Below are 15,578 nucleotides of genomic sequence, written 5' to 3'. Positions count from 1 at the left end.
AGGGGGTTTTTATTTTAGTTGCCTCTATAGGTTGAATAACCGTAAGGGCTAAGTAGTAACGGAATATGGTAGTGATTTACGCTTCCATCGACTTTAAAAATTACTGGAACCTCGGCAAAAAAAGTTTGTTGTTTGTTCTTCTTAAACCAGTCTTCAGTTTTAAAGGTAACTTTATAAACTCCTTGCTCTAGTTTTTTATTTTCTGGATAGAGCGCAGTAATACGACCATTTGAATCGGTCACTTGCTGGTTGAGTTTAACCCACTGGTTATTGGTATTTTTTTCTAAAACCACTTCAACCTGAGAAGAGGGCAAACCCGTCTCTAGGTTTAACACATGAACACTTAGTGGATTAGTTTGTGCAAATGTAGCTGAAGCTATAAATAATGAAGATAAAGCAATAAATGATTTAGTCATGATGAACTCCTTATGAACGAAAAACGGTTTCAATGGCTTTGCTTGCGCATTGATTGTCATTTTGTGCGCCGCCAGCACCTGCAACCCCAATGGCTCCGATCACTTGGTTCTCAAAACGGACAGGTACGCCACCGCCTAACAAAAGTAAATTTGCTACGGTAGTTAAATTTTTTGCATCGGGGTTTTGGTTACTATTTTGGCTTAAAACTAAGGTCGATGTTTTGGTAGATAACGCGGTATAGGCTTTTTTCTCGGCAGCCATTAAGTTATGCGGGCCCACCAACTCATGCCGTTCGGCAGTTAATGGATTACCACCGCGATCTACAACAACAACCGCAATGTTTTGATTTAATTTTTTGCATGCCTCTTTTGCACTGTCGGCTAGCAGGTGGGCAGTTTGAAGATCTAACGAATAAACTTGATTCAAAGCAGGGGGCTGTGCAAAAGTACTACTACCGAATAGCATGGCTGCTAACATCAGCCAGTTCAATTTTTTCATGATGATTGCCTCTATGTCGCTTTGAAAATCTTAAACAAATTGCTTAATTTCAAGCATGACAATCACATTACAAAGTTGTCATCTTTCAAATGAGTCTCTACAAAATGCGTATCCTTATTATTGAAGACGAGATGAAGATCGCCACTTATTTGGTCAAAGGATTAAAAGAGTCTGGATATCAAGCGGAGTGTGTTCACTTAGGGCTGCAAGGTTTGGAAATGCTAAAGAGAGATCAATATGACTTGCTTATTCTTGATGTCATGCTGCCAGACATAGACGGCTGGAGCGTATTACAAGTCCTACGCCAGTTTTCAAAAATTCCGGTGATTTTTTTAACGGCGAAAGATCAGGTGATGGATAGAGTGAAAGGTTTGGAGTTGGGAGCAGATGATTACTTGGCTAAACCCTTTTCCTATATTGAACTATTGGCACGCATTAAAAGTCTGTTAAGACGACAGCAATACCTGCAAGAAAATGAGTTGTCTATTAGTGATCTAAAAATGGATATGGTTGGTCATAAAGTATGGCGTAGTGGCAACTTAATTGAGCTGAGTAAAACCGAATTTAATTTGTTGCGTTATTTGTTGCTCAACAAAGAGCAAATTGTGACGCGCAGACAAATTGGTTCCGAAGTTTGGAATATTAACTTTGACACCGATACCAACTTTATTGACGTCGCAGTACGCCGTTTACGAAGCAAAATTGATGAGGGATATGAATTAAAACTTATTCATACCATACGTGGCTTGGGCTATAAAATTTCGGTTAGTTTATGAACTTTAAATTTGTGCGTTCTCTTGAAGTCCGTATTACATTACTGGTCACGCTTTGTTCTGCCTTAATTTTATGTTCAGTCGGCTTTATGACCTATTTGGGTATTAACCAGATTTTGTTAAAGCAGCAAGATAAAGCTTTAGCAGACAGAATTAACCGTTTGGAAATTTTGCTGCAAGATAGCGAAAATGTAGAGCAAATCATTGCGCGGCCTAAGCTGTATCAAAACATGCTTGGCAATCAAGACAACTTATTTCTTTTTATTCATAAAGACAAAACTTTAATTAATATCAATCCGCTTCACATTCAACTACCTCCGCTTGCACAGCGCGACAGTCTTCAATTTCAAGATTTAGCTAACAACTCATATCCAACGAGAATTGCGTGGAAAACCATAAAAATTAATAACGAACCTTATCTGCTCATTGCAGGTAAACAATGGTCGGAACGCATTAATATTCTTTTACCTTTTCAAGAAAGTCTCTTGATCTATGTGGTCGGGGGCGTGTTTGCGATCTTTGTGCTTTGCATTTTAGTGTGTCATTTAGGTTTAAAGTCGCTACAACAGCTTCGCAAGCAAACTCATTCTATTAACGTAAATCAGCTACAAAAACGGTTAAACCTCCCAAATTCACCTTTAGAAGTTGATCTGCTTTCAAAAGATATAAACCACATGCTTGAGCGTATTGAAAAGGGCTATACGCAGCTCAACCGTTTTTCTGAAGATATCGCACATGAGTTCCGCACACCTTTAAATAATCTGATTGGGCAAACTGAGATTGCTTTAACTGGTGAACGTTCGGTTGAACAATATGAAGATTTACTGGTTTCTCATTTAGATGATTATCACAGATTAAAACGCATGATTGATAGCATGCTTTTCTTGGCAAGAGCCGATCAGAAAATGGTGCTTGTAAATAAACAAGAAATAAACCTCCAAGATGTTATGGATAGGTTATGCCAGATTTTTGAATATCAGGCCGAGGAACAAGACTGTCATTTTAGTTTTAACTTAGAAGCTCAAACGTTATTTGCAGATCCTGAGCTTTTTCAAAGAGCCGTTTATAACCTGATTTTAAATGCGTTGGTTCACGGTGGTGACAAGCGAACTATTTATATCGCAACAAAACATAAGATGATTGAGCATAAGCAATGGGTGAGTCTGACTGTGGTCACGGGTGGTATTTCAATTGCTGAACATCAACTTGAGCATCTTTTTGAAAGATTTTACCAATGCCACGCAAGTCGAAGTGATGAGAATCAAACAGGTGGATTAGGTTTGTCGATTGTTGCTTCAATTCTGGATCTACATCATGGCCGCTATCGAGTTTATAACACGGTTGAGGGTGTGTGCTTTGAGCTTGATTTTCCAGTTGCAGATGCACTAAAGAAATACAATTAAATCCTTATTAATGTTGCTTAATTTTTAAAATTCACACTTTGTTCACAGCCCTCTGACGTATGTTTAAACGTATGAAATAAACAGAAGAGGGCAATCATGAAATTATTATTTAAATCACTTGTCATCAGCAGTAGCCTTGCAGCGGTCAGTTTAATGCTTCCTTTGAGCACCTTTGCAGACACCAATACTAAACCTGTCGCTGTTGATTCTATTGATATTAATAAATACGCAGGTAAGTGGTATGAAATTGCGCATTTACCGATGTTTTTTCAGCGTAATTGTGTAGCAAATACAACTGCAAACTATTCTATTAACGCGGACAAAACCGTTGGTGTTTTAAATAGCTGTACGACAAAAAAAGGCGAAATGATCTCATCTGAAGGAGTTGCTTATCCGCAAAATGAAGGCAACAGTAAATTGAAGGTGAGCTTTTTACCTTCTGGTCTTAGATGGATTCCTTTTACAAAAGGCGATTACTGGGTTTTAAGAGTTGACCCAAATTATCAGGTCGCTTTAGTGGGTGGTCCAAGCCATAAATATTTATGGATTCTTTCTCGTAGCCCTCAACTTGATGAGGCGACATATCAATCTTATCTGCAAACCGCGAAAAGCTATGGCTACGACGTTTCTAAACTCGTTAAAACAACACAATCTAAATAGTGAAATTCTGGTTGCGTAGATGCTTATATTTATCTCGTAACCGAGTGAACTTCACATAAAATTCATTGCGCATTTTCTAAATTAGAACCAAAAGAAATGCTTTAGATCAGGAAGAATCAATGTCTAAATTTTTTCTGCGCTGGATCGATAGCTGGTCAGATTCAGAAAATGCGCAAGTGGGTGCTTCTAGCGAATATGTCATTGAAAAGAAAATTCAATGGTTAAGAATTATTCCTTTTATTTTATTACATATCGCTTGTTTAGCTGCATTTTGGGTGGGCGTATCTTGGTTTGCTGTGATCTTCATGCTGGGGTTTTATTTTCTTCGCATGTTTGCAATTACTGCTTTTTTCCACCGCTATCTTTCGCATAAAACTTTTCAGACATCACGTATTGTTCAATTCATTTTTGTACTGATCGGAACCATGAGTGCGCAGCGCGGACCTTTATGGTGGGCAGCCCATCACCGTTATCACCATCACTTTACCGACACCGATCAGGACCCGCATTCAGCAAAAGCAGGCTTTTGGTATTCGCATGTAGGCTGGTTTTTAAATGAGCAAAATTTTGCTACTCGAAAAAAAGTCATTAAAGACTGGTTGAAATATCCAGAGCTGATTTGGCTAGACCGATTTAGTTTGCCTATTGTGATTTTGACGGCCTTAGCAATTTATGGATTAGGTTCATGGCTTGCACAACATTTCCCTGAGTTGGGCACCAATGGTTTACAGCTTTTAGTGTGGGGATTTGTGATTTCCACTGTTCTATTAACACATGCAACCTTGTGTATTAATTCACTCGCTCATCGTTATGGTTCACGTGAGTTTAACACCCCAGATGATAGCCGTAATAACTTCCTACTTTCTTTAATTACCTTGGGTGAAGGATGGCATAACAATCATCACTTTTACGCAGGCAGTGTGCGTCAAGGTTTTTATTGGTGGCAGATAGATATCACTTTTTATGTGCTCAAGCTGATGTCTTTATTTGGTTTAGTGTGGGGCCTAAAGCCCGTACCAGACAAGGTTTATCAATATAAAAAGATTAAAAACCTATCGATAGAAAAAATTGAAAACGGTGAAGTGTTATGAAAATTGCCATTATTGGTTCAGGTATATCTGGACTTTACGCAGCTTGGAGATTGTCAGAACAACATCAAGTCACTGTGTATGAAAAAAATAACTATTTTGGCGGTCATACTGACACTCACGAGCTAGAGATAGAAGGCACTAAAGTCGCGGTAGATAGTGGTTTTATTGTGTTTAACGACTATAACTATCCGTTATTTACTGACATGCTTAAAAAATTAGGCGTAGAAACTCAAAGCAGCGATATGAGTTTTTCGGTGAATAATCTGGTCAGTGGACTACAATATAACCCTTCAAAAAAATGGTCGCTCTTTGCCCGTCCGCAGAACTTTTTAAACCGAAAATTTCTGCAAATGCTCTCAGATTTGCTGCGTTTTTATGATGACAATAAAGATATAGATGTGGCGGATATCGATCCTAATTTATCGATTGAAGAGTATTTGGACCTTCACAAATATAGTCATGAGTTTCGTTATGAACATCTTTATCCGATGTGCGGTGCCTTATGGTCGGCACCCGTTGAGCAGGTAGGCCAAATTCCATATCGATTTGTCGTGAGCTTTTTTCAGCATCACCGCATGTTGCAGTTAAAAGAGCGGCCGCAATGGCAAACGGTTAAACACGGTTCAGCAAGCTATATTCGTGCTATTCAAAAGAAATGCCCACCCATTGAGTGGAAATTTGCAGAAGTAAAAGCTGTGAGCCGTTCACCAGAAACAGTTTTAATCGAAACCGTTGAAGGGCAAGAGCAATATGACTGGGTGATTTTTGCAAGCCATGCTGACGATAGCCTAAGTTTAATTAAAGATGCGTCAGAGCTTGAACAAGAAATATTAAGCCAATTTGGTTATCAAGATAATCGAATGGTCGTTCATCGTGATCTTTCAATTATGCCTAAAAGCCGTTTGCAGTGGGCAAGCTGGCATGTACATGTAACACCAAAATCTCAAGTCCAAAACGATGAGGCCGACATACATTATGGTTTTACCTACTGGATGAACAATTTGCAGAATTTATCCTGCGCTACGCAAATTTTTTCTACTTTAAATCCGAATATGAAAATCAAAGCCGAAGACATCTTGGTTGAGCGGCAATACCGGCATCCCGTATTTGATGCAAAAGCGATTCAAGCTCAATCTCGTTGGCACGAAATTAATGGGCAAAATCGGACTTCATTTTGTGGAGCATATTGGGGCTGGGGCTTTCATGAAGACGGCGCCCGCAGTGCGGCACGTGTTGTTGAGCAACTCTTAGCGTTATAAGAATAAATAAGGAGCTATCAAATGTTATTAAATAAACTTGCTATCGCTCCTGCGCTTATTCGTCATCGGCGTTATAGCCCTAAACCGCATGAGTTTACATCGACCTTAAATTATTTATGGTTCGATCCAGATCAATTAGTTGATATCACAAACGATTGTTCACTCTGGTCGACGGATCACTGGAATGTATTAAAACTATCTAAAAATGATTTTTTAAACATGTATCACGGTTCTATAAGGGATAGAGTAGAGAAAGCGATACTGCAAAATAATCACTTACACCTTCGGCCAGACTGGCAAATCAGAGTGTTGGCTTTGCCTCGTTGTTTGGGCTTTCGGTTTAATTCGGTCGTATTTTATTTTGTTTTAAATAAAGCCGGAAAACCGCTCTTTATTCTTAGTGAAATCACCAATACTCCGTGGAATGAACGAGAAGTCTATACACACGACTGTATAAAACAACAAGGTCAGGTAGGTGATTACCAAAGTTTCGATTTTAACTTTGAAAAATCATTTCATGTTTCGCCATTCATGCCCATGCAGTTGACTTACCGTTGGCGATTTAGTTTTTCAGATCAGCAGAATGTCATTCACATGCAACTTTTTGAAGAGCAGAAACAAGTCTTTGATGCCACTATGCGTTTTGAGCTTGTGCCCATCACATTTCCTTCACAGCAATATCGATATGCTCTTATAAACAGCCTAGCGCCTTTTAAAATGTTGTTTTCAATATATTTAGAGGCATTTAAGTTGTGGCGAAAAAAAGTTCCATTTTATCGTCATCCTAAAAAGATCAAGGTAGATAAGACATGATAAAAACATTTCTTTATGGTGAAGATGACTCACTGCCGTTATTGCTCAAGAGTCTTCTCAAACTACGTCATGGACAGATCACTTTTCAGGGCGCGTGGAATGGGACGGTCGGTGAAGTTTCAGACTTACATGCTGTGATTGAAGTTCACAATCCTTTATTGATGGATCTCATTTTAAAAAATGGTGTTTTGGGAGCAGCAGAAGGCTACATCCGTGGTGACTGGAGCAGCGAGCACCTTGTCGAGTTGATTCAGATCTTGGCACGTAATCGAGCTGTATTGGACCAAATCAACCAGAATGTTATTGCTCAAGCGAGCCAGTTTTTTCTTAAAGCGTGGTATCAAAATCGAAAGAACTCTATAAGTGGTAGCCGTAAAAATATTGCCGAGCACTACGACTTAAGCAACGACTTTTTTAAATTATTTTTAGATCCATCTTTAATGTATTCGAGCGCCGTTTTTGAAAATGAAAACATGACTCTCGAAGAAGCATCTGATTTAAAAAAAGAGATCATTTGTAAAAAGTTAGATTTAAAACCACTAGATCATTTAGTTGAAATTGGAAGTGGATGGGGTGGTTTTGCCATTTATGCAGCTCAACATTATGGCTGTAGAGTAACCACCATTACCATTTCACAAGCTCAATATGATGAAGCCGTTACTCGTGTAAATGAAGCTGGCTTGGCGCATCGAATTGATGTGCAACTTGAAGACTACCGTTTGCTCGAAGGCAAGTTCGATAAGCTGGTTTCAATTGAAATGGTTGAGGCAGTTGGTGCGCAATATTTATCGACATACTTTGATCAATGTAAAGCACTCTTAAAACCGAAAGGCTTGGCATTTATTCAAGCCATTATTATTGAAGATTTCCGATATAAAAAAGCATTAAATACAGTTGATTATATTAAGCGCTATATTTTCCCAGGTAGTTTTATCCCTAGCGTGAGTGTGTTGACTCAAACCGCCTCTGAGAGTGGTTTAAGGTTAAAGCATTTAAATGATATTGGTTTAAGTTATGCGCACACACTTCATCACTGGCGAGCGCGGTTTTTAGCAGCGCGGGAACAAGTATTGGCTCTAGGTTTTGATGAAAACTTCATTCGCATGTGGGATTTTTATTTATGTTATTGCGAAGGTGGTTTTAAAGAAGGCGTGATAAGCAATGTTCACTTGTTGTTTGAAAGTACCAGTTACTAAATCAAACAGCTCAAGTAAGGAGACTGCTCATGTTTTGGAATTTACTGATTCTAGATTTAATGATCATGTTGCTGAGCTGGCTACTTGCCACTCTAAATGGCAGAGCTGGAATTGTAGATGCTGCATGGAGTTTCTGTCTGGCAGTAAACATTATCGTGTCTTCTTTACTCATTTCAGTTGCCCCAGTTGAAGTGCGTCTTTTTATCGGTATTTTTAGCGGCTTATGGTTTTTAAGATTATTTTGGCACCTGTTAAGACGTTATCAATCTGAACAAAAAGAAGATGGCCGTTACGCGAGCATGCGTAAAGCGATGGGTAAGTTTCAGCATATTGGCTTTTTATTCTTTTTTATCTTTCAAACACTTTTAGTGCTTTTGTTCTTTTTACCGATGTGGACGCTACTCAATGTAGAGGCAACTGAATGGAGTAGTGGATATAAAGTCGCTTTAGTAATTGCTGCTGTCATCATGGCAATTGCTTTCATGGGAGAGCAGCTCGCTGATCAGCAGTTATACCGATTTAAATTAAATCCAGATCATCATGGCAAAACGATGGATCAGGGTTTATGGCGTTATTCACGTCACCCCAATTATTTTTTTGAATGGTTACACTGGTTTGCCTATCCAATTATTGGTTTAGCGGCAGGCCAATATGTATTGTGGATTTATCCGTTACTGATGTGGCTATTTTTATATTACGTCACGGGTATTCCATTTAGTGAAAAACAAGCAATTAAAAGTCGCGGTCAAAATTATCTTGATTATCAACAAAAAACATCAATGTTTATTCCGCGAAAACCAAAAAAATAGGTGCGTATATGGATTTTATTGTTCATCAGTCTTTGAAAATTGTTGAAAGTGGTGTGATTCCAGATCATGCAATTCGAGCTGCAATTCGAGCTTTAAGTAAAAAGCGCTTAATCCAAGAAGGCCGTTATGACCCTGAACAAGGGGCGCATCGCTACATGGATGTGCTTAATATGCTGAAGAAGAGCGAAATCGCGGTTGAAACGGATAAGGCAAATGAGCAGCACTATGAATTGCCGACCGAGTTTTTTCAGGCGGTGCTTGGAAAAAGACTCAAATATAGTGCGTGCTATTTCCCGACTAAAACGACAACTTTAGATCAGGCAGAAGAGTTGGCTCTTCAGATTTATTGTGAAAGAGCACAACTTAAAAACGGTCAACAGATTTTAGAGTTAGGCTGTGGCTGGGGTTCTTTAACTTTGTGGATGGCAGAAAACTATCCACGCTCACAGATTACTGCTGTTTCAAATTCTGCAACGCAGAAAAAGCATATTCTTCGGCAAGCAGAATTGAGAGGTTTAACCAATGTTGAAGTGCTTACCTGTGATGTGAATGTACTCGACTTGGACCAAGACAAGTTTGATCGTGTTGTATCGGTCGAAATGTTTGAACATGTTCGTAATTACCAACTTCTTTTTGAAAAAATTCAGGGCTGGTTAAAGGCAGACGGCTTACTTTGGTGTCATATTTTTTGCCATCGCTTTTTACATTATCCTTTTGAAGTGAAATCAGATTATGATTGGATGTCCAAGTATTTCTTTACTGGTGGTTTAATGCCTTCGACTTCGACTTTTTTGCATTTTCAAGAGCATTTAGAGTTGACCCAACAGTGGCAATGGTCGGGTGAGCACTATATGAGAACGGCAAATGCTTGGCTTGAGAATATGGATAACCAAGAAGTCGAACTGAAACCACTGTTTAAAAAAATCTATGGAAAAGATGCCAATATTTGGTGGCAACGCTGGCGTATTTTCTTCATGGCTTGTGCTGAGCTATTCGGTTTTGAGCAAGGACAAGAATGGGTCATTGGTCACTTTTTATTTAAAAAGCGATCATAGTAATTTCTATAGCCTATCCCGACGATAAAGATATGATAAGAACTCGACATGATGGCAAAACGAGTCATCCATTAGCCCAAATGTTCAATCGATATTACTGGTTGCAAATTGGTCTGATTGCATTATCGATCGTGGTCGGGTTGGCTTGTAGTGCTTGGGTGATTAAGGGTTCTTTACTTAAAACCGCTTTAGAACAGGAAATGGAGCATTACTGGTTACGTATAGAACGTAACCCAAATGCTGATTTACCAGATACTAAAAATTTATATGGATATCGGTGGAATACACAGGTCGCGCCTCAACCTTTTCGGGGCATGCATTTAGAAAGTGGCGTGCACCGAGTATTCGTTGATGGTAAAGAACGAATGACGGTCTATGGTGAGCGTAATGGTCAACATGTTCTATTGGTATTTGGCGAAAGCAATGTTAATAAGCTGATCTGGTTATTTGGTCTTGCTCCACTCATGTTCAGCTTATCTGTTCTATATAGTTTTTTGTGGTGGTCAAACCGAAGAGCAAGACGCTATTTTTCCCCAATTACGCGTTTAGCAAATGCTTTAGAAAATATTGATTGGGCACATCAAGACACTCAGGCATCTCCTTTTAGAGATATTAATACCAATGGCAATATGGAAGCCGAATATCTCAAACAAGCTTTAGAAAAATATCATCAGGTTTTAAGTGATTTTATTCGACGTGAAAGAGAATTTACTGGAGATGTGAGCCATGAGTTACGCACTCCACTCACCATTTTGAAAGGTAATGTACAACTGTGTCAGGCGAAATTCGGAGACGATAAATCTTTAGTCCGTCTTCATAACACAATTGAAGATATGCAGTTGCTCGTCGATACCTTACTGGCGATTGCTCGGAATACGGTAAAAAGCTTGCCATCTGAGAAAAATTTATTATCCAAAACGGTAAAAGATCTTGTTGAAAGTTTAGAAGCGGTGAGCGCGGGTAAAGGGATACAGATTAATATTCAACCTGATGTTTCTGAACAGCCGCGTTGGTTATATCCTTCTATGACTCAAATGGTTTTAGGTAATATTTTACGTAATGCGCTGAACTATTCTCAAGGCTCACAAATCGACATTATTCAACAAAAAAACAGCCTGATTATTGCTGATAATGGAATTGGAATTTCTTTACCTAACGATGTGAAAGTGCAAGAGCTCAGCGATTCGCAACTTTCCTTAAAGGCTAAAGGTCATGGCATTGGTTTGCAATTGGTACAAAAGCTTTGCAAACAACTAGGATGGAGAGTGGAGCTGTTTGATCGACAATATTATTTAACCACTCATCCTGAACTCGATTTGGAGCCAACCACAGGCTTAATTGTTGTGGTCTATTTAAGTTAAGTCGCGGAATCTTCCAAAGCAATTTTTAAACCGACACCTGCCACTGTATGTAATAGCTTTGGGTCAAAAGGTTTATCAACCATTTTTCTTAAGTTATAGATATGACTGCGTAACGCATCACTTTCAGGCTCTTCGTCGCCCCATAATTCCATCATCAGTTCTTGCTTGGTCACCACTTTTGGAGACTGGCGCATCAAAATTTTTAATAGTTTGAATTGAATAGGGGGTAACTCGATATTATTTCCAGCACGAACCACGGTTTGAGTTGCGCTATCAAGAATTAAGTCGTGAATTTGAATTTTATGGTGAGTGACTTCGCCAGCTGCTCTTTTTATTAATGCACGAATCCGCATCACTAGTTCATTAAAATCAAAAGGTTTTACCAAATAATCATCTGTTCCAGCGGTAAAACCTTTAAGTTTGTCATCTAAAGTATCTCTTGCTGTGAGCATAAGAACAGGAATATCAACGCCTTGTTCGGTGCGTAGCCAGTTGCATAGGTCATAACCCGAGCCATCGGGCAAATTTATATCTAGCAACAAAAGATGATAATGCTGAGATTTGAGAAAAGTCCGTGCAGCCTCTAAATTACGTGCATGATCGACAACATAACCATGCACTTCAAGAAATTCGCAGACCGTTGCTGCAAGTTCAAAATGGTCCTCAACCATGAGGATAAAGTGATTACCCATGAGATTTTATTAAGCCATTAATTTAATAATTGTTGTTTTAATTTAGCATTAAACGGTTCACTACCAAACCAGATTTTAAAATATTGATTTGCATTCGGATTGTTCAAAGAACCGAGTAGCTTCTGGTTTAATTTCAGTTCTAGTTTTTGATTTTCATGTTGATAATAGAGACTATAAAGATCTCCACTCTTAATTGGCCTATATAGTTCATTAATATGATTAAGCGGAGATTTAGCATCAAAGCCGCTAACATTTTTCTTCAAAAAGTGCGTGGCTGCGCGTTTAAATGCCCATTCGGGAATATCGCGGTTATAGCTAAAGTCCATTTTGATGCTTTGGCTTTGCCAATTTTTTTGGCAATCTTCAGCAAAGTAACTGACATTTCCCACCTTTTTACTCGTAACCATTAAAGGTGCTGAACTGCATTTTTTCAATTCAGCCGCATTGGCTTGAGATACGATTAAGATTCCTAGAAATATCAAGATTCGACTTTTTTGAACGGCAATATCCATTTATATACTCCTCCAAATATGGGTAAAGAACGGTAGAGGCCATTCGCTGGATCCCAATAATCTTGCTGGAAAATAATTTTTTGTTGGTCATTAATCTTAATTTGACTAATTCCATAAGAAGCCATCGTTTTTGAACGACCTAGCATTTTAAAGTCATAGGTCATGTACCAATGAATGTAGGCTGTATCTTGGTGATGAGTTGCACTAATGAGTTTTACCGTGACATTATTCACTCGGGCATTCATGCCTTCAAAATGCTTAATCAGATCTTTCTTTTGAGAGAACTGCGAGAGTGTATCGTTGATATAGAGCTGATCAGCGTAAAGATTGCTAGCATTATTAACAAAAGAAGGAGTACCGAGCGTATTAAATGCAGCGACAAAACGATTGCCCACATCTAGCGCCTGTTGGTCATCTAATTCTATACCAGTAATTTTTTGTTCAGCTTTGCCATAGTCACCTGAGTAGCTAGGCACACTTTTACACGCCGTTAAACCTGCCAAGGTAATCAGCCCTAGGGCTGTAGTTATAATTTTCATGTCTATATCCGAGCCAACTTTATAAGATTAAATTAAAGAGCTGGTCGTGAATTTTGCGTGAATTCTTATGTTTTATGATTTGGGTTTAATAGTGGTTTTCTTGAAACCAATAGATCTTCATTCACTTAAAGTTTTTTAAGGTAATACGTTATTTTTATCGAAGAAATGACAGGTCTTTTTTGAAAAAGATAACATCCATATTCATGTAACTAGATGAATTTGTTTTTTCAAAACCAAGTTTATTTAATAGGTTGTGGGCAGGTAAATTATCTTTTTCTGAAAAAGCGATCACATGCTTAAAGTTTCGACTTTGCATGTCTTCTAGTAACTTAAGTGAAGCTTCAACAATATAACCTTTATTTCGCTCAGTTTTAATAAGTCTAAAACCTAGTTTAGCTTCTGTCTTGCTATCAACCTCACAAGTTTCAAAACCACAATAACCAATAATTTTATGGGTATCTTTTAAAACGATAGCCATCTTGCCAAAATTATGATTTTTATAGTGCTCCAAAATTTCTAAAAAACGATCAGTTGCTGCCTCAGTTGATAAGGCACCATGAGGTGAAAAAGCCATAAAATCTTTGTCTTGAAACATCTCCAACATAATAGGTAAGTTTTCTTCAAGGAATGGCCGTAAAATTAAACGTTCTGTTTCTAACATAGAGTTCTTATTAAATAGTTTAAAAAATTATAGCTTATAAGATGAATAATAATTCAATAAAGAAAGCAATTTTATTCTAGCTGCGCTTTACCCATAAGAGATATAGATAAGTTTTGCATAAATAGAAGGATTCAATAATGAAAACAATCGGCTTATTAGGCGGCATGAGCTGGGAGTCTACAGCACTTTACTATCAACAAATTAATAGAATGGTTCAGAACAAGTTAGGGAAACTACATTCAGCCAAAATCATTCTAAATAGTGTCGATTTTGAAGAAATAGCAGCATTACAAGCGAAAGGTTTATGGCAAGAAGCTGGAGCCTACTTAGCTGAGCAAGCACAAAATTTAGAAAAAGCAGGGGCAGACTGTATTTTAGTCTGTACTAATACCATGCATAAGGTAGCACCTCAAATTGAAGATGCCATTACGGTTCCATTTATACATATTGCTGATGCCACAGCAAAAGAAATTTTAAGTCAAAATATCCGAAAAGTTGCACTGTTGGGAACCGCTTTCACCATGGAACAAGACTTTTATAAAGCCAGATTACAAGATCGTGGTATTGAGGTGATTATTCCAAATGATGCAAATCGGAAAATAGTACATAGCATTATCTATGACGAGCTTTGTTTAGGTGTGATCAACCCCGATTCGCAAAACAAGTATATGACCATTGTTGAAGAGTTGATTGGGCAGGGTGCCGAGGGCATTATTTTGGGGTGTACCGAAATTTGTATGTTGATTGGTGATATCAAATTTTCTGTGCCTCTATTTGATACCACCACCATTCATGCGAAAGAAGCTGTAAATTTTGCATTAGAGCAAAAAACGGCAGCCCGTTCTATTGCTGCTAGTTCGGTATAAATACTCATCAGCTTTTAATTTATTCTGAAATAGGAACGTATCACAGCCCAATTTGTTGAAAGCCAGCAGATCAGTGAACCCGCCGTGACCATGGCTGTACCTTGCCAAAAGCTGATTGATAATTCTGTCTGTAAAACCAGCATGGCAAGTAAAGATGAAATGATTGGGGTAAAGTAAGACGCAACCACCAGCATGGTAATGTTGCCATGAATAATGCCAATATTCCATGCTGCATAACCGAGGCCAATTGCAGCAGAAGCAACGATTAAAGATAAAATTGTATTTAAATCGAGTGAAGGCAAACTCACTTGACCGCTAAAAAGCAATTTTAGCCATAAGGTTATGGCAACACCAAGAAAGAAAATAGAAATAGGGTTTTGTCCTTTACCCATTTTCTTGGTCAACACACAGTAAAAAGCCCAAATAATGGCACCTATAAAGGCCAAAACATAACTTAAAGGATTACTATGAAAATTATCGACAACACGACCTAAACTAAAATCTCCGTTCCCGGTCTGAATAAAAATGATACCGGAAATTGAAATGAGTAATCCTAAAATAATAAACACATTAAATTTTAACTCTCTAAAAATAACAAAAGCTAAAACAGTCAGGCTTGGCCAAAGGTAGTTCACAATACTTACTTCAATCGCTTGTTGCGCCGTCTTTGAATAGGCAAGTGCAAACGAAAAGCAAAGCTCATAAGCAATAAATAAAATTGCCCCTAAAATTAAGTATCTTTTAGAAATTAATTTAAAATTTGGCACCCTAAAAATAATGAGCAGGAGTAAAGCACTTAAGGAATAGATCAGCGTAATGCCAACATCTGGACCGATTGCGGTCGTAATATGTTTTACAAAGCCTACCATAGAGGCCCACATTAGGATGGCACTTAAACCAATCAAGGTTGCTAAATTTTTTGACATAAGAAATAAATGAACTTAATTGAGCACCTGAGCTACAGTGAAAGTTA

At 38.2% G+C, this 15,578-nt stretch carries 18 protein-coding genes; 11 read left to right on the top strand and 7 right to left on the bottom strand.

All coding sequences use genetic code 11. From position 1 onward, the window contains the following. Positions 1-14 precede the first annotated feature (14 nt). Positions 15-416, bottom strand: a complete 402-nt coding sequence (gene uraH / locus GO593_RS18835; protein ID WP_000167347.1) for a hydroxyisourate hydrolase — start codon at positions 414-416, stop codon at positions 15-17. A 10-nt stretch (positions 417-426) separates the two neighbouring features. Then, a complete protein-coding gene (locus GO593_RS18830; RefSeq protein ID WP_085941192.1) occupies positions 427-894 on the bottom strand; it encodes a GlcG/HbpS family heme-binding protein in 468 nt (155 codons plus the stop codon). Positions 895-1,019: 125 nt separating this feature from the next. On the opposite strand from GO593_RS18830, the gene GO593_RS18825 reads away from it, so the two are divergent. From GO593_RS18825 to GO593_RS18780, 10 genes are all read left to right on the top strand, one after another. Continuing rightward, positions 1,020-1,691, top strand: a complete 672-nt coding sequence (locus GO593_RS18825; protein ID WP_001221370.1) for a heavy metal response regulator transcription factor — start codon at positions 1,020-1,022, stop codon at positions 1,689-1,691. After that, positions 1,688-3,091, top strand: a complete 1,404-nt coding sequence (locus GO593_RS18820) for a heavy metal sensor histidine kinase (RefSeq protein ID WP_001009554.1) — start codon at positions 1,688-1,690, stop codon at positions 3,089-3,091. The genes GO593_RS18825 and GO593_RS18820 overlap by 4 nt, the downstream gene beginning before the upstream one ends. Before the next feature lie 96 nt (positions 3,092-3,187). Next, complete coding sequence (locus tag GO593_RS18815) at positions 3,188-3,751, top strand: lipocalin family protein (RefSeq protein ID WP_000770558.1); 564 nt, start codon at positions 3,188-3,190, stop codon at positions 3,749-3,751. 119 nt (positions 3,752-3,870) lie between these two features. Continuing rightward, the gene (locus tag GO593_RS18810) at positions 3,871-4,842 is read left to right on the top strand and encodes an acyl-CoA desaturase (protein ID WP_000032710.1); all 972 of its coding nucleotides are present in this window, start codon (positions 3,871-3,873) and stop codon (positions 4,840-4,842) included. After that, on the top strand, positions 4,839-6,101 hold the full coding sequence (locus GO593_RS18805) for an NAD(P)/FAD-dependent oxidoreductase (RefSeq protein WP_000684184.1): 1,263 nt from the start codon (positions 4,839-4,841) through the stop codon (positions 6,099-6,101). The genes GO593_RS18810 and GO593_RS18805 overlap by 4 nt, the downstream gene beginning before the upstream one ends. 21 nt (positions 6,102-6,122) lie before the next feature. Continuing rightward, positions 6,123-6,914: a DUF1365 domain-containing protein gene (locus GO593_RS18800; protein ID WP_000925860.1), complete on the top strand. Its 792-nt coding sequence runs from the start codon at positions 6,123-6,125 to the stop codon at positions 6,912-6,914. Continuing rightward, positions 6,911-8,110: an SAM-dependent methyltransferase gene (locus GO593_RS18795; protein ID WP_000598001.1), complete on the top strand. Its 1,200-nt coding sequence runs from the start codon at positions 6,911-6,913 to the stop codon at positions 8,108-8,110. The genes GO593_RS18800 and GO593_RS18795 overlap by 4 nt, the downstream gene beginning before the upstream one ends. A 29-nt stretch (positions 8,111-8,139) precedes the next feature. Beyond that, entirely contained in the window at positions 8,140-8,919 is a 780-nt protein-coding gene (locus GO593_RS18790) for a DUF1295 domain-containing protein (protein ID WP_000498738.1), read from the top strand. Positions 8,920-8,927: 8 nt separating this feature from the next. Then, positions 8,928-9,974: an SAM-dependent methyltransferase gene (locus GO593_RS18785; protein WP_000345898.1), complete on the top strand. Its 1,047-nt coding sequence runs from the start codon at positions 8,928-8,930 to the stop codon at positions 9,972-9,974. A gap of 32 nt (positions 9,975-10,006) precedes the next feature. Further along, positions 10,007-11,335 carry a sensor histidine kinase gene (locus tag GO593_RS18780; protein WP_001983635.1) on the top strand — a complete coding sequence of 443 codons (1,329 nt, stop codon included), beginning with the start codon at positions 10,007-10,009 and terminating at the stop codon, positions 11,333-11,335. On the opposite strand, the gene GO593_RS18775 is transcribed toward GO593_RS18780, so the two are convergent. From GO593_RS18775 to GO593_RS18760, 4 genes are all read right to left on the bottom strand, one after another. Further along, positions 11,332-12,027, bottom strand: coding sequence for a response regulator transcription factor (locus tag GO593_RS18775; RefSeq protein WP_000526534.1), 696 nt, complete (start codon positions 12,025-12,027; stop codon positions 11,332-11,334). The two genes, GO593_RS18780 and GO593_RS18775, sit on opposite strands and share 4 nt — an antisense overlap. A 17-nt stretch (positions 12,028-12,044) precedes the next feature. Beyond that, the gene (locus GO593_RS18770) at positions 12,045-12,539 is read right to left on the bottom strand and encodes a chalcone isomerase family protein (protein ID WP_000350280.1); all 495 of its coding nucleotides are present in this window, start codon (positions 12,537-12,539) and stop codon (positions 12,045-12,047) included. Beyond that, positions 12,506-13,078, bottom strand: a complete 573-nt coding sequence (locus GO593_RS18765) for a nuclear transport factor 2 family protein (protein ID WP_000692365.1) — start codon at positions 13,076-13,078, stop codon at positions 12,506-12,508. The genes GO593_RS18770 and GO593_RS18765 overlap by 34 nt, the downstream gene beginning before the upstream one ends. Positions 13,079-13,232: 154 nt before the next feature. Continuing rightward, positions 13,233-13,739: a GNAT family N-acetyltransferase gene (locus GO593_RS18760; protein WP_000894332.1), complete on the bottom strand. Its 507-nt coding sequence runs from the start codon at positions 13,737-13,739 to the stop codon at positions 13,233-13,235. 137 nt (positions 13,740-13,876) lie between these two features. Between GO593_RS18760 and GO593_RS18755 the strand changes: the two genes are divergently transcribed. Next, a complete protein-coding gene (locus tag GO593_RS18755; RefSeq protein ID WP_000848606.1) occupies positions 13,877-14,605 on the top strand; it encodes an aspartate/glutamate racemase family protein in 729 nt (242 codons plus the stop codon). 14 nt (positions 14,606-14,619) lie between these two features. Here the strand turns inward: GO593_RS18755 and yddG are convergent, their stop codons facing one another. Next, positions 14,620-15,531, bottom strand: coding sequence for an aromatic amino acid DMT transporter YddG (yddG, locus tag GO593_RS18750; protein ID WP_000042009.1), 912 nt, complete (start codon positions 15,529-15,531; stop codon positions 14,620-14,622). Between the last annotated feature and the right edge of the window lie 47 nt (positions 15,532-15,578).

Origin of the sequence: Acinetobacter baumannii (assembly GCF_009759685.1) — a bacterium.
GTDB classification, from domain to species: Bacteria; Pseudomonadota; Gammaproteobacteria; order Pseudomonadales; family Moraxellaceae; genus Acinetobacter; species Acinetobacter baumannii.
The sequence above is the reverse complement of the archived record's forward strand: the minus strand, read 5'-3'. Positions and strand labels throughout refer to the sequence as shown.

Bases quoted from the DNA above. Each gene is read 5' to 3' on its own strand.
- GO593_RS18770 (WP_000350280.1), bottom strand. From the start codon at position 12,539: ATGGATATTGCCGTTCAAAAAAGTCGAATCTTGATATTTCTAGGAATC.
- GO593_RS18830 (WP_085941192.1), bottom strand. From the start codon at position 894: ATGTTAGCAGCCATGCTATTCGGTAGTAGTACTTTTGCACAGCCCCCT.
- GO593_RS18780 (WP_001983635.1), top strand. From the start codon at position 10,007: ATGATAAGAACTCGACATGATGGCAAAACGAGTCATCCATTAGCCCAA.
- GO593_RS18785 (WP_000345898.1), top strand. From the start codon at position 8,928: ATGGATTTTATTGTTCATCAGTCTTTGAAAATTGTTGAAAGTGGTGTG.
- uraH (WP_000167347.1), bottom strand. From the start codon at position 416: ATGACTAAATCATTTATTGCTTTATCTTCATTATTTATAGCTTCAGCT.
- GO593_RS18815 (WP_000770558.1), top strand. From the start codon at position 3,188: ATGAAATTATTATTTAAATCACTTGTCATCAGCAGTAGCCTTGCAGCG.
- GO593_RS18795 (WP_000598001.1), top strand. From the start codon at position 6,911: ATGATAAAAACATTTCTTTATGGTGAAGATGACTCACTGCCGTTATTG.
- GO593_RS18825 (WP_001221370.1), top strand. From the start codon at position 1,020: ATGCGTATCCTTATTATTGAAGACGAGATGAAGATCGCCACTTATTTG.
- GO593_RS18765 (WP_000692365.1), bottom strand. From the start codon at position 13,078: ATGAAAATTATAACTACAGCCCTAGGGCTGATTACCTTGGCAGGTTTA.
- GO593_RS18790 (WP_000498738.1), top strand. From the start codon at position 8,140: ATGTTTTGGAATTTACTGATTCTAGATTTAATGATCATGTTGCTGAGC.
- GO593_RS18800 (WP_000925860.1), top strand. From the start codon at position 6,123: ATGTTATTAAATAAACTTGCTATCGCTCCTGCGCTTATTCGTCATCGG.
- GO593_RS18820 (WP_001009554.1), top strand. From the start codon at position 1,688: ATGAACTTTAAATTTGTGCGTTCTCTTGAAGTCCGTATTACATTACTG.
- GO593_RS18760 (WP_000894332.1), bottom strand. From the start codon at position 13,739: ATGTTAGAAACAGAACGTTTAATTTTACGGCCATTCCTTGAAGAAAAC.
- yddG (WP_000042009.1), bottom strand. From the start codon at position 15,531: ATGTCAAAAAATTTAGCAACCTTGATTGGTTTAAGTGCCATCCTAATG.
- GO593_RS18805 (WP_000684184.1), top strand. From the start codon at position 4,839: ATGAAAATTGCCATTATTGGTTCAGGTATATCTGGACTTTACGCAGCT.
- GO593_RS18775 (WP_000526534.1), bottom strand. From the start codon at position 12,027: ATGGGTAATCACTTTATCCTCATGGTTGAGGACCATTTTGAACTTGCA.
- GO593_RS18810 (WP_000032710.1), top strand. From the start codon at position 3,871: ATGTCTAAATTTTTTCTGCGCTGGATCGATAGCTGGTCAGATTCAGAA.
- GO593_RS18755 (WP_000848606.1), top strand. From the start codon at position 13,877: ATGAAAACAATCGGCTTATTAGGCGGCATGAGCTGGGAGTCTACAGCA.